Here is a 14,156-nt window from a genome sequence, read left to right as displayed (position 1 = left end):
TAAATTACAAATTTTAGATAAAATTTTTTGGAGGGAAAATGAAAATCAAAGAAATTATTGTCGTTGAAGGAAAAGACGACACCACGGCCATCAAACGCGCTTTAAATGCTGATACAATAGAAACGAATGGTTCAGCTATTAATCAGGAAACATTAAATCAAATTCGCTTGGCACAAAAGGTCAGGGGAGTGATTGTTTTTACTGATCCTGACTTTCCGGGAGAGAGAATAAGACAAATTATTTCACAGGAAGTACCCGGATGCCAGCATGCGTTTCTGCCAAAGCACTTGGCTATCCATAAGTCCGGGCGTGGGCTGGGTGTTGAACATGCGTCTGATGAAGCCATCAGAGAGGCATTGAAAAATGCGAAACTAATGGATTCGGAACTAAAAGAAGTGATCAGTAAGGATGATTTGGTCTTATTCGGTTTAGTTGGCGGTCCAGGTTCTGCTGAGAAACGGGAAAAGTTAGGTCGACTCTTGAATATCGGCTATGCAAATGGCAAACAGCTATATACAAGATTGAAGATGTTTGGAATCTCAAAGGAAGAGTTCATGAAGGCAATCGAACATATAAATGGAGTGGAAATAAATGAATAAAGATATTGCAACCCCAATTAAAACTAGAGAAATACTGGATAAATACGGATTCTCCTTTAAGAAGAGTCTTGGCCAGAACTTCTTAATCGATACAAACATACTACGAAATATTGTTCACCATTCAGGTGTTCACTCAGAGAGCGGAGCAATAGAAATTGGGCCGGGGATTGGCGCGTTGACAGAACAATTAGCAAAGAACTGTAAGAAAGTTGTAGCCTTTGAAATAGATCAACGCCTTTTGCCGATCTTAAAAGATACCCTTTCAGCTTATGATAATATCCAAGTTATTCACGAGGATATATTAAAAGCAGACGTAGCAAAAGTGATTAAGGAGGAATTTACTGGTCAGGTAGATGATCTTCATATTGTGGCGAACTTGCCATATTACGTTACTACGCCGATTATCATGAAACTACTTGAAGAACGCCTGCCCCTTGAAAGTATAACGGTTATGCTTCAAAAGGAAGTTGCTGATCGTATGGCAGCAGCTCCAGGAACGAAAGAATATGGGTCATTGTCGATTGCGGTCCAGTACTACACAACAGCTGCAGTAGCCATGATTGTACCGAAAACGGTATTTGTGCCGCAGCCTAATGTAGATTCTGCTGTTATCCATCTAAAGGTCAGAGATAAACCGGCTGTAGATGTTGAAGACGAAGGTTTCTTTTTTGAAATTACGAGGGCAAGCTTTGCTCAAAGAAGAAAAACGATTTTAAATAATTTGGTTTCCCAGCTTCCTGATGGAAAAGCAAGAAAGGAACTCATTCTCCAAGGGCTGGAAGCTGCGGGTATAGATCCGATTAGAAGAGGAGAGACCTTATCTCTGCAAGAGTTTGCTGATTTAAGTAACGCTCTTAAACCTCATTTTAAATAAACATATAAAGCAAAAAAAAGCCAGTTCAAGTTAATCTGGCTTTTTTCTGTTTTCACATCTAGCCCTTGATCTGCATAGCCTATGTTGAATCCATTGATTAGTTGCAGTGACATAATATGGAGTGAGGCTTTCATGATAAAGGTTAATGATATAGTTGGTCGAAAATCGTATGATTGCGATATCTATTTTCGTGTTATAGATATTTTGGAGCATGAGGGCAGAAAAATTGCAATTATATTTGGTGAAGATATACGTTTGGAAGCAGATGCACCTCTCTCGGATCTAAAGGTAATAGGCGAAGATGAGAGAGCTACGAGAAATATGTATACAGATACTTTGGTGAATCAATCAAATCATCTTATATCACAGGAATTTGAGCGACTGCGTCATAAAAAAGAATATGAAGTCACAGATGGGTATCGACAGCCTGTTGATTATTTTCAAATTCCTGGGAAGGTTCTGCATCTAGATGGCGATCCTAGTTATTTGGAGAAATGTCTGGACCTGTATAAGCGCATTGGCATTCCTGTACACGGAGAACATTGTAAGGAGCGTGAGATGCCTTATAAGGTTGGAGAATTATTGGACCAATACAGGCCTGATATCCTTGTCATCACAGGCCATGATTCCTATTCAAAGTCTAAGGGAGCCATTAATGATATAAATGCATACAGACATTCAAAGGACTTCGTGCTGGCCGTCAAAGAGGCCAGGAAAAAAATTCACCATTTAGACCACTTAGTTATCTTTGCAGGTGCTTGCCAATCTCATTTTGAATCATTAATCGTTGCTGGTGCTAATTTTGCCAGTTCTCCTTCCCGCGTGAATATCCATGCATTAGATCCGGTTTATATTGTTGGAAAGATTAGTCTTACGCCTTTTATGGATCATGTGAATGTATGGGAGGTTCTACGTAATACTTTGACAGGCGAGAAAGGGCTTGGAGGAGTTGAATCGAAGGGTGTTCTTAGAATCGGAATGCCTTATCATACAAACGAGGCGAAGGAAAAGCTTAATACAGATGACTAATTTTGTCTAATCCTTATCATATGGCTTTTTAAAAGGTTCTTACTATCTCTCAACTCTTGAAATAGTACGATTTATAAGCAGAATCTTAACAGAATGATTACTAATGCTAAAAGTACCGATGGCTAATGATCGGTGCTTTTTTTGTATATCCACCAGATAAAGGGGAAAAGTCCGTATTGATCTCTATTAAAGTGAGGCTACTTACTGGTATTTAGTGAAGAGTAGAATGTTTTGTAGAAGTGCCTCTCCAAGATAGTTTTATTCAACAAAATAAATCATTTATCCCCTCTATAATCTTAAACATAATGTAATTGGAATTTACATACATATCTATCTGTCGAATAGGGTAGAATAAAAGAGAGAAAAAAACGGTATTTTTCTTGTGAAAAACATTGACAAACAAATTTGATCACTGATATAATTTATTATTTTATTTGACCGTCATTAGTCTATGTGATATACTACTTTTAGTGAGGTGGACGAAGCATGCCAAAAAGTTTGAATGATATTAAACAGATTTTGGATTCCCATTTGGGACAGAAGTTGCTACTCAAAGCGAATGGCGGTAGAAGAAAAACTATCGAACGTTCAGGTGTATTAGCTGAAACTTATCCCTCAGTATTCGTTGTCGAATTAGATCAGGATGAGAACTCTTTTGAAAGAGTTTCATACAGCTATGCAGATGTATTAACAGAAACGGTAGAATTAACATTTACTGAAGAGACATCAGGAAAAATGGCGTAACGGCAGTGAACAATAGTTCTCTGCTTTTTTATTTGCCTACATGAATATATTGGCTGTTATGAAATTTAGTTTTAGATAAATGATATGAAGGTCGTACCGATAAAAAGGAGCTGTTAAACTTGGGCAGAAGAAGTATGATGTCTGAAAAGTTTAAAGAAGAGCTTGCTAAGGAACTTGGTTTCTGGGATGTAGTGCAGAAAGAAGGATGGGGCGGAATTAGAGCCGTTGATGCAGGGAATATGGTGAAAAGGGCAATTGAAATAGCAGAGCAGCAATTAGCCAATCGATCATAAATGCTGTGACATTCGACTTTCCGAAAACTAATACTTGTTCGGTACGGCAATTAAACCCCAGGGATTTATATCCTGGGGTTTTCTTGTTCGCCACAAATTAAAGAGAAAAATTTATACGAATAGTGGCGATTGGTGTTACGAAAATGTACAATGTGAGAAGGTAACAAAAGGATAAGTAGGTGAACAGAATGAAATGGATGGAGAAAGCACCTGCTAAGATTAACTTGGCACTGGATGTTTTATATAAAAGGGAAGATGGCTTCCATGAAGTTGAAATGGTTATGACTAATGTCGATTTAGCAGATAGAATTGAACTGATGGAACTAAATAGCAATGCCATAAAAATTAACTCGCATAATCGCTATGTGCCGGATGATAGTCGGAATTTAGCTTATCAGGCAGCAGCATTATTGAAAAAGAAATACGGGATTAATACAGGTATTGAAATAACCATTGATAAACATATCCCTGTGGCAGCAGGTCTTGCAGGTGGCAGCAGTGATGCTGCGGCAACATTAAGAGGGTTAAACCGTATTTGGAACCTTGGCCTTTCTATGGACCAGCTTGCAGAGCTTGGAGCCGAGATAGGATCAGATGTATCATTTTGTGTGCATGGTGGTACAGCAATCGCAAGGGGCAGGGGAGAAAGAATTGAGCATCTGCCAGCACCTCCAAACTGCTGGGTAGTTTTGGCGAAGCCAACAATAGGGGTATCTACAGCAGATGTCTATCGTAATTTGAAGATAAATGATTTGGCACACCCTAATATAAATTCAATGGTAGAGTCTATATATAATCAAAATTATGAGGCTATGTGTCAAAGCATGGGGAACGTTTTAGAGAGTGTAACGTTAAAAATGTATCCTGAAGTGAAAATGATTAAGGAACAAATGAGCAGATTTGGAGCTGATGCTGTGTTAATGAGTGGAAGCGGACCAACAGTATTTGGCTTGGTTGAACATGATTCGCGTATGCAAAGGATTTATAACGGGTTAATGGGTTTTTGTGAACATGTTTATGCAGTTCGCCTGCTTGGAAACAGGCTGGATATTGAATAAGTACGGACATTAATATAGAATCATAATAAAATATTCGTGTTCTGGGGGTAAAAATGAAATTGCGCAGAAGTGAACGTCTTGTAGATATGACAACCTATTTGATGGATCATCCCTCCACCCTTATTCCACTATCCTTTTTCTCGGAAAGATATCAATCTGCGAAGTCTTCTATCAGTGAGGATCTCGTGATTATTAAACAGACCTTGGAGGCAATGGGGAATGGAACGTTGGTTACAGTCCCTGGAGCGGCTGGCGGAGTAAAGTATATTGTTGGCGTGAGCATGGAGGAATCCAATCAAATTATCAAGGATTTATGTGCCCTGATGGAGACACCTGAAAGACTATTACCTGGTGGCTACCTTTATATGACTGATATTTTGGGGCAGCCAAAAATAATTAGTAATGTAGGAAAACTAATTGCTTCGCATTATGCAAACCAAAATATTGACGTTGTTATGACAGTAGCAACAAAAGGTATTCCTTTAGCATATTCAGTAGCTCACTATTTAAATGTTCCTGTGGTTATTGTCAGAAGAGATTCATTAGTAACAGAAGGTCCGACATTAAGCATTAATTATGTATCAGGCTCAAATAAAAGAATTCAAACAATGGTCTTGTCGAAAAAAAGTCTTAAAAGGGATTCGAAGGTTTTGATTGTGGATGACTTCATGAAAGCCGGCGGAACCGTAAACGGCATGATTAACTTAATTGAGGAATTTGATGCAAATGTAGCAGGGATTGCTGTGTTAGTTGAAGCTGAAAATTCTGAGGAGCGTCTTGTCGATGAGTACCTATCTTTGATTAAATTGACGGATGTGAATATGAAGGATAAAACAATTAAGGTAAATAAAGGTAATTTCTTCCGATCTAAGTAGGAGTAATCAGCATAACCGATTGGGTGTTCAGTGCCTTTTATACTGCGATTATATTCAGTTATTAAAAAATTTCACAAATAATTTCTATATTTTTCAAAAAAAAGAAGGAATATCATAATTTTTGTGGAAATAGTTTAGTAATTCGCATTATAAAAGGTGGTGACATAGATGGAAGTGACTGACGTAAGATTACGCCGCGTCAATACAGATGGTAGAATGAGGGCGATTGCATCCATTACTTTGGATAATGAATTTGTTGTTCATGATATTCGAGTTATAGATGGGAATAATGGCCTGTTTGTGGCAATGCCAAGCAAACGCACTCCAGATGGAGAGTTCCGTGATATCGCTCATCCAATCAATTCTGGAACGCGCGGTAAAATCCAGGAAGCTGTTCTTGCCGAGTATCACCGTATTGGTGAAATGGAAGAGGTAGAGTTAGAAGGAGCAGGAGCATCTTAATAAATAGAAAATTTTAAAATCAACATCTAGAGCCGACCATCTGAGAGGCTCTTTTTTATTTTTCTTCACAAATTCCTCCAATACTCTCCAGTGCATTTCTCTTCAAAAAATTATAAATTAATTCATGGTTTTAACTCCCCTTCTTGAAAAGAACATGGAGTTAAGGTATATTCGTAATGGATAAAAAGGTAAACGGAGGGCAATCATGACGAACCGAAATGCTGTAATACTGGCTGCGGGAAAAGGGACGAGAATGAAATCCAGCTTATATAAAGTATTACATCCCGTATGCGGCAAGCCGATGGTAGAACATGTTATAGATAACGTATCATCCATTAAGGCGGAAAAAATTGTAACGATTATTGGTCATGGCGCTGAAGAGGTTAAGTCAGTCTTAAAGGACAAGACTGAATATGCACTGCAAGCAGAACAATTAGGAACTGCCCATGCGGTTATGCAAGCACAGGACCTACTTGGTAGTGAAGAAGGCACAACTCTTGTGATTTGCGGAGATACACCTCTTATTACAGCAGAAACGTTAGATGCATTATTAAATCTGCACGCTGAGCAAAAAGCAAAAGCTACAATCCTCACGGCACGAACAACCAATCCTGCTGGTTATGGTCGTATCGTGCGAAACAAAGAGGGCTTGGTTGAGAAAATTGTAGAACATAAAGATGCAACTGAAGAAGAATTGCTTATTGAAGAGATTAACACTGGTACTTACTGTTTTGATAATAAGCTCTTATTTGATTGCTTAAAAAATGTTTCTAATCATAATGCACAGGGTGAATACTATTTACCGGATGTTATTGAGATACTAAAGAAACAGGGAGAAATTATTTCTGCATATGAGACACCTGATTTTGCAGAAACGCTAGGTATTAATGATCGAGTAGCACTGTCACAGGCAGAAACATATATGAAACGTCGTATTAATGAACAGCATATGCGTAATGGAGTCACTATTGTAGATCCGGAAAACACATATATCCATAAAGATGTACAAATAGGAACGGACTCATATATATATCCAGGTACGACTATTACTGGTCATACAGTAATAGGAAGCAACTGTAAAATAGGGCCGAATACGGAAATCGAAAATTGTAATATTGGAGATAATACGGTTATTCGCCAATCGGTTGCACATGATAGCCAAATTGGATCTGAGGTTCAAATAGGACCTTTCGCCCACATTCGTCCTCAATCCAATATTATGGACGATGTTAAAATTGGAAACTTTGTTGAAATCAAAAAAACCACCTTTGGTAAAGGAAGCAAGGCATCTCATTTAAGTTACTTAGGGGATGCAAATGTTGGAGAAGGTGTAAATGTTGGATGCGGAAGCATCACGGTAAATTATGATGGTAAAAATAAATTCCTGACTACGATTGAAGACGGAGCTTTTATCGGTTGTAACTCGAACCTGGTTGCTCCCGTAACTGTAGGCAAGGGAGCATATGTTGCCGCTGGTTCAACAATTACGAAAGATGTTCCAGGTGAGGCATTATCAGTTGCCCGTGCACGTCAGGTAAACAAAGAAAATTATGTAGGCAAGTTAAATCTTAAAAAATAGTCTTGGAGGCCCATAATGTCAAATCGATATTTAGATCCTAATTTAAAGGTTTTTTCTCTTAATTCGAATCCCGGATTAGCAGAAGAAATTGCAAAAGAGATTGGCGTTGAATTAGGAAAATGCACAGTGTCGCAATTTAGCGATGGTGAAGTACAAATCAATATTGAAGAAAGTATTCGCGGATGCGATGTTTATGTCATTCAATCAACAAGCCAGCCTGTAAATGAACATCTAATGGAACTGCTAATTATGATTGATGCGCTGAAAAGAGCGTCTGCTAAGACCATTAATATTGTTATGCCTTATTATGGTTATGCGCGTCAGGATAGAAAAGCAAGAGCACGTGAACCTATTACAGCCAAGCTTGTAGCTAATTTATTGGAAACAGCAGGGGCATCCCGTGTCATTACGCTTGATCTTCATGCTCCTCAAATTCAGGGATTCTTTGATATTCTGATTGACCACTTAATGGGTGTGCCAATTCTTGCGGATTATTTCCAACAGAAGAATTTGGAGGATATCGTTATTGTATCTCCAGATCATGGCGGAGTAACAAGAGCCCGTAAAATGGCTGATCGCTTGAAAGCACCTATTGCGATAATTGATAAACGCCGTCCAAGACCAAATGTTGCAGAAGTAATGAATATTGTTGGCAACATTGAAGGAAAAACAGCTATCTTAATTGATGATATTATTGATACTGCCGGTACCATTACACTAGCTGCCAATGCGTTAATTGCAAATGGAGCAAAAGAAGTTTATGCCTGCTGTACACATCCAGTACTATCAGGTCCGGCAATCGAGAGAATTCAAAGCTCCAAAATTAAAGAACTGGCTGTTACAAACACCATTGCACTACCAGAAGAAAAAAGAATTGATAAGATCGTAAATCTATCAGTGGCTTCTTTAATTGGAGAGGCAATTATCCGTGTTCATGAGGAACAATCAGTAAGTACATTATTCGATTGATCAGAAGTCTGCCATAAGGCAGACTTCTTTTATTTAGGATCATTTAATGGAACTTTACCTATAGTAGTGAGTGAATTGTTTCGAGTTCGGGAGATTAGGGAATATGAAAGGGGGATATTTAAAATAGATTAGGATGGTGAAGCAAAATGGTTACAACTTTAACAGTAAGTGAAAGAACAGATTTGAGACACTCATCTTTAAGAGAATTAAGAGCAAAAGGTAATTTCCCTGCAGTAGTATATGGGAATCAAAAAGAAGCGAAGACAATATTTGTAGATGAAGGTAGTTTTTTAAAGGTGATTAAAGAAAGTGGACGCAATGGCGTACTATCGATTGAGATAAATGGTAGTAAAGAAAAGGTAATGCTTACAGAGTATCAACAAGATCCTATAAAAGGGAATATTATGCATGCTGACTTTTTGATCGTGAATATGTCACAGGAAATCGATGTAGAGGTGCGAATTGACCTTGTTGGACAGGCAGAGGGAGTAAAATCCGGCGGTATGCTGCAACAAACTCTGCACACCGTAACAGTATCCTCTAAGCCGGATAATATTCCAGGCTCAATCGAATATGACGTTTCAGAATTAAAAATTGGTGATTCCATTATCGTCGCTGATTTAAATGTAGATGGTTCTTATACCATTTCACAGGATGAGGATGAAGTCGTTGCATCCATCCTTCCTCCTACAGTTGATACGGATGATGCTGAAGAAGAGGTAAGTGCCGAGACAGCGGATAATAAAGAAGATTAATATTATACCGATTAGCAATATAGAACTCGTAATAAGAAGGTTGTTGAGAATTGTCTTTTCTCAGCAGCCTTTTTTATCATGACAAAAAAGAGAAAGGGACATGCTAAAAAAATCACAAATTTTTGTTATCCTTATTTTCCTTTGAGGATGAAACAGTATAAAATGTTAAGAGGAAACTAATTAGTTTGATATTCACAAGGATGTGTAAAGGTATGAAGTTGATTGTAGGTCTTGGAAACCCAGGATCACAGTATGAGCGAACACGTCATAATATCGGGTTTTTAATCATTGATTATTTGGCTGAACGCTGGAATATTAAAATGAATCAAAGTAAATATAATGGCTTATATGGAACAGGAACCGTTAATGGAGAAAAGGTCGTTTTATTAAAGCCATTGACTTATATGAATCTTTCGGGGGAAGCCATTGCTCCGTTAGCCCGTTTTTATAAAATAGATTTGAATGATATTGCGATTATCTATGATGATCTTGATTTACCAAGGGGTAAAGTTCGACTCAGACAAAAGGGAAGCGCCGGGGGCCATAATGGGATGAAATCAACCATCCAGCATTTAGGCGGAGATAGTTTTAACCGTATAAGAGTTGGGATTGGCAGGCCGGAAGGAAGAATTCCAGTGCCTGATTACGTGCTGACCAATTTCAAAGATGATGAATGGGAAGTCATGAAGGAGGCTATTGATAAATCCTTAAAAGTTTGCGATCAATGGCTTAATGAGCCATTTTTAAAGGTTATAAACTCATTTAATGGACAATAATCATATCCTTCTACTAGACTGAATAAACAATAAGATAAAGGTGCATACTAGCGGTATATAATAAGCGGAGGGTATGATATGACGCTACATTATTGCTGCAGGCACTGTGGGCATACTTTAGGTGAGATTAGCGAACAGCAGGATGAAATATATCAATCGGTTTATGATTTTCTTTCAACCGAGGAAAGAAAAGAGATTATTGAATATGGAGAGAATGGAACTATTCGCATTCGATCGATTTGTGAAAGCTGCCAGAATACTCTGGATCAAAATCCAGACTATCATTTGCTCGAACACTTAATACAATAAGACAGTGGACTGCTTTGGATGAATAATTCCAAAGCGTTTTTCTGTTTATTATTTTCACATAGCAGACCAACTATAAATATATAAATTATGGAGAAGGCTGAAGGGAGGACGGATTATATGAATAAATTGCAGCAACTGCTTACAGATAACAAAGATATCCGATCAATTACAGACGGGCTACAAGAAGGTCTGAAGGAACAATTATTGGCCGGCTTAACAGGTTCTTCGCGTTCTCTCTTTATGGCAGCGCTAAATGAACAAACAAATCGGCCCCTTTTAGTGGTGGTACCGAACCTTTTACATGCCCAAAAAGTATATGAAGACTTAACGTCGATTTTAAATAAAGATAAGGTATTTCTTTTTCCGGCAAATGAATTGATTGCTGCTGAATTAAGTGTTGCCAGTCCTGAACTGCGTACACAGAGAATAGAAACACTTAATTATCTTGCAAAAGAGGGAAATGGCGGAGTTATTATTGCTCCGATATCCGGTATTAAAAAGGTACTTCCACCTCGGTCTGTTTGGAAGGAATCTTTGATTGAATGGAATGTGGGCGATGATCTGAATATCGAGAGTGTATTAGAGAATTTAGTATCGCTTGGATATTCTAGAACAGATATGGTATCGACTCCAGGTGAGTTTTCTCTTAGAGGTGGAATATTGGATATCTATCCTCTGACAGAAGAAAACCCTTTCCGAATTGAATTGTTTGATACAGAGATTGATTCCATTCGTATATTTTCAGCTGAAGATCAAAAATCGCTAGAAAAGGTTAAAAAGGCATTGATCAGTCCGGTCAATGAAATTATTTTGAATAAGGGCAATGTAGCTCAAATAGCAGAGCGTTTAGAAGCCGGCTTAAGTCAATCCTTAAAAAGAATTAAAAATGCAGAGGCGCAAGAGCGGATGGTTCAGCAAATCGAGCATGAAATTGAAATGCTTAGAAGCGGGAATAAATTTGACCATATCACTCAATATATGTCACTGGCCTATGATAAACAGGCTAGTTTGCTAGATTATATTCCGACAGAGAGTATCGTCATTTTTGATGAAATCAGTAGGATTCAGGAGATGGGAGAACAGCTAGATAAGGAAGAGGCGGAATATTATACAACTCTACTGGATGAGGGGAAAATTATTCATGATATTACTCTATCTCATTCACTCTCTTCACTTATGGGTCAACATAAATATCCGCATATTTATATGTCACTGTTTTTAAGGCATGTGCCTCAAACAAGCCCTCAAAACATCGTAAATATCAGCTGCAAGCAAATGCAGGATTTCCATGGGCAGATGAATTTATTTAAAGCTGAGGTAGAACGCTGGAAAAAAGGAAAATACACAGTTGTTCTTATGGGTGCCGATGAGGAGCGGGTCAAGAGAATAGAGCGTATCTTAGAGGATTATGAAGTGGACGCAAGCTTTGTACAAAATAAAGATGATATTAAGATAGAATCCCTGCAGATTATGGAGGGGCAGCTACTGACTGGATTCGAGCTTCCTATGCAGAGACTAGCCCTTATTACGGAAAAAGAACTGTTTAATAAGCGAACAAGGAAATCAGCCAGAAGGCAAAAAATGTCCAATGCAGAACGTATAAAAAATTATTCCGAATTAAAGCCAGGAGATTATGTTGTCCATGTAAATCACGGGATAGGGAAGTTTATTGGTATTGAAACATTAGAGATTAATGGAATTCATAAAGATTATCTTCATATTCGCTATCAGGGAACTGATAAGCTTTATGTGCCAGTAGATCAAATTGACCTGATTCAGAAATATGTTGGTTCAGAAGGTAAAGAACCTAAAATGTATAAGCTTGGCGGTAATGATTGGACACGCGTAAAAAGCAAGGTTCAATCTACTGTTCAGGATATAGCTGATGATTTAATCAAATTATATGCGGAACGAGAGACGGCGAAGGGCTATGCTTTTATGCCGGATGGAGAAATGCAGAAGGATTTTGAAGCTTCTTTTCCATATAAGGAAACAGATGATCAGCTGAGATCTATTGTCGAGATCAAGAAGGATATGGAACGTGAACGTCCAATGGATCGTTTACTATGTGGCGATGTAGGATATGGAAAGACCGAGGTTGCCATTCGGGCTGTATTTAAAGCTGTTGCTGATGGTAAACAGGTTGCCTTTTTAGTGCCCACTACCATTCTTGCCCAGCAGCATTATGAGACAATGCGTGAAAGGTTTCAGGATTTCCCGATCAACATCGGCCTTTTAAGTAGATTCAGAACCAAAAAACAGCAGAATGAGACGATTAAAGGCCTGAAAAATGGAACAGTTGATGTAGTTATTGGAACACATAGAATTTTATCGAAAGATATCGTTTATCGAGATCTGGGCTTGCTTGTTGTAGATGAAGAGCAACGATTTGGTGTAACACATAAAGAAAAAATTAAACAATTAAAAACAAATGTAGATGTTCTGACTCTGACAGCTACCCCAATACCAAGAACCTTGCATATGTCCATGCTTGGTGTGCGGGATCTTTCGGTAATTGAAACACCTCCGGAGAATCGTTTCCCTGTGCAAACCTATGTAATGGAATATAATCCGATGCTAGCACGAGAAGCAATTGAACGGGAGATGGCAAGGGGAGGACAGGTATACTATTTGTATAACCGTGTAGAGGATATTGAAAGAAGAGCTGAAGAGCTGTCGATGCTAATCCCGGATGCCAAAATCGTGACCGCGCATGGAAAAATGACAGAAAGTGAGCTTGAATCTGTCATGTACAGTTTCCTTGAGGGTGAGGCTGATGTGTTGGTAAGTACTACCATAATTGAGACTGGAGTGGATATTCCTAATGTCAATACACTCATCGTTTATGATGCAGACAGGATGGGCTTATCCCAGTTATATCAACTACGGGGAAGGGTTGGAAGATCCAATCGTGTAGCATATGCGTATTTTACTTATAAGCAGGATAAGGTATTGACAGAGGTTGCAGAAAGAAGATTACAGGCAATAAAGGAATTTACAGAGTTGGGTTCAGGCTTTAAAATAGCAATGAGGGATCTGACCATTCGAGGTGCAGGTAATCTTTTGGGTGCGGAGCAGCATGGCTTTATCGATTCTGTTGGATTTGACCTTTATTCCCAGATGCTCAAAGAAGCAATTCAGGAACGAAAAGGGGATACCAATAAAGAAGTCCATAATCTGATTGAAATTGATCTTAAAGTTGATGCATATATTCCGGATTCTTATATTTCTGACGGTAATCAAAAAATCGAAATGTACAAACGTTTCAGAAGCATATCAACTTCTGAGGAATTGGATGAACTTCAGGAGGAAATGCTTGACCGATTTGGAGAATTCCCACAAGAAGTTACCTACCTATTTAAAATTGCAGAAATTAAAGTTCTTGCTATTCGGGCAGGTGTAGAATTAATTAAGCAGACAAAAGATGAAGTTACTATTATCACCTCTGAAAAAACAAGTAAAGAAATTGATGGACATGTATTATTCAGATCTGCTTCAAAGTTTGGCCGTATGGTCGGACTGGGTATGGAGGCTAATCGCTTGAAAATGGTTTTATACGTAAAGAAAGTACCGGTTCAGGACTGGCTCAATGCTGCCTTTGAATTAGTTTCTGAATTGGAACGTAACAAAAAGGTTAAAGAAAAGACTGAATAGTAAAAAGTGAACTATGCGCTTTTTAAAGCAATCAAGTGTACCAATGCCCTCCTTTTTATGGTGATACATAAAGAAAAAATTTTCTTTATGTATAGAAGTTACCATTAGAAAAATACTATGTACAACATCGGCGGCATAGTCGATTTGGGCAGCAGGATGTGTCGCAAAAAATCAACCCGA

Annotated in this window: 14 protein-coding genes; all 14 read left to right on the top strand. The window is 38.3% G+C overall.

Annotated elements, in window-relative coordinates; translation table 11 throughout:
• Positions 1-38: 38 nt before the first annotated feature.
• The 14 genes from rnmV to mfd all read left to right on the top strand — a co-directional run bounded on the left by rnmV (position 39) and on the right by mfd (position 13,976).
• The gene (gene rnmV / locus AC4D4B_RS17675; protein ID WP_491000655.1) at positions 39-599 is read left to right on the top strand and encodes a ribonuclease M5; all 561 of its coding nucleotides are present in this window, start codon (positions 39-41) and stop codon (positions 597-599) included.
• Positions 592-1,473 (top strand): 16S rRNA (adenine(1518)-N(6)/adenine(1519)-N(6))-dimethyltransferase RsmA, encoded by an 882-nt coding sequence (gene rsmA / locus AC4D4B_RS17670; protein ID WP_490997212.1) that lies wholly within the window; start codon positions 592-594, stop codon positions 1,471-1,473. Before rnmV ends, rsmA begins: the two co-directional genes overlap by 8 nt.
• Positions 1,474-1,605: 132 nt before the next feature.
• Positions 1,606-2,502, top strand: coding sequence for a sporulation peptidase YabG (gene yabG / locus AC4D4B_RS17665; protein ID WP_490997211.1), 897 nt, complete (start codon positions 1,606-1,608; stop codon positions 2,500-2,502).
• A 486-nt stretch (positions 2,503-2,988) separates the two neighbouring features.
• A complete protein-coding gene (gene veg, locus AC4D4B_RS17660; RefSeq protein ID WP_066103179.1) occupies positions 2,989-3,246 on the top strand; it encodes a biofilm formation stimulator Veg in 258 nt (85 codons plus the stop codon).
• 137 nt (positions 3,247-3,383) lie between these two features.
• Positions 3,384-3,539, top strand: coding sequence for a small, acid-soluble spore protein, alpha/beta type (locus AC4D4B_RS17655; RefSeq protein WP_066103234.1), 156 nt, complete (start codon positions 3,384-3,386; stop codon positions 3,537-3,539).
• A gap of 188 nt (positions 3,540-3,727) precedes the next feature.
• Positions 3,728-4,597: a 4-(cytidine 5'-diphospho)-2-C-methyl-D-erythritol kinase gene (gene ispE / locus AC4D4B_RS17650; RefSeq protein WP_491000654.1), complete on the top strand. Its 870-nt coding sequence runs from the start codon at positions 3,728-3,730 to the stop codon at positions 4,595-4,597.
• A gap of 53 nt (positions 4,598-4,650) precedes the next feature.
• On the top strand, positions 4,651-5,472 hold the full coding sequence (gene purR, locus AC4D4B_RS17645; protein ID WP_490997209.1) for a pur operon repressor: 822 nt from the start codon (positions 4,651-4,653) through the stop codon (positions 5,470-5,472).
• Positions 5,473-5,640: 168 nt separating this feature from the next.
• Positions 5,641-5,934 carry a septation regulator SpoVG gene (gene spoVG / locus AC4D4B_RS17640; protein ID WP_066103170.1) on the top strand — a complete coding sequence of 98 codons (294 nt, stop codon included), beginning with the start codon at positions 5,641-5,643 and terminating at the stop codon, positions 5,932-5,934.
• A gap of 205 nt (positions 5,935-6,139) precedes the next feature.
• Positions 6,140-7,513, top strand: coding sequence for a bifunctional UDP-N-acetylglucosamine diphosphorylase/glucosamine-1-phosphate N-acetyltransferase GlmU (gene glmU / locus AC4D4B_RS17635; protein WP_490997208.1), 1,374 nt, complete (start codon positions 6,140-6,142; stop codon positions 7,511-7,513).
• A 15-nt stretch (positions 7,514-7,528) separates the two neighbouring features.
• Complete coding sequence (locus AC4D4B_RS17630; protein WP_066103164.1) at positions 7,529-8,482, top strand: ribose-phosphate diphosphokinase; 954 nt, start codon at positions 7,529-7,531, stop codon at positions 8,480-8,482.
• 146 nt (positions 8,483-8,628) lie between these two features.
• Complete coding sequence (locus AC4D4B_RS17625) at positions 8,629-9,237, top strand: 50S ribosomal protein L25/general stress protein Ctc (RefSeq protein ID WP_491000653.1); 609 nt, start codon at positions 8,629-8,631, stop codon at positions 9,235-9,237.
• A 212-nt stretch (positions 9,238-9,449) separates the two neighbouring features.
• Positions 9,450-10,013 (top strand): aminoacyl-tRNA hydrolase, encoded by a 564-nt coding sequence (pth, locus tag AC4D4B_RS17620; protein ID WP_491000652.1) that lies wholly within the window; start codon positions 9,450-9,452, stop codon positions 10,011-10,013.
• A gap of 78 nt (positions 10,014-10,091) precedes the next feature.
• Complete coding sequence (locus AC4D4B_RS17615) at positions 10,092-10,322, top strand: anti-sigma-F factor Fin (RefSeq protein ID WP_490997205.1); 231 nt, start codon at positions 10,092-10,094, stop codon at positions 10,320-10,322.
• A gap of 117 nt (positions 10,323-10,439) precedes the next feature.
• Entirely contained in the window at positions 10,440-13,976 is a 3,537-nt protein-coding gene (mfd, locus tag AC4D4B_RS17610) for a transcription-repair coupling factor (protein ID WP_491000651.1), read from the top strand.
• The last annotated feature ends 180 nt before the right edge of the window (positions 13,977-14,156 follow it).

This window comes from Pradoshia sp. Z6_59 (assembly GCF_058267515.1).
Note: the sequence above shows the minus strand (reverse complement) of the source record. Positions and strands in the feature narration are given on the sequence as shown.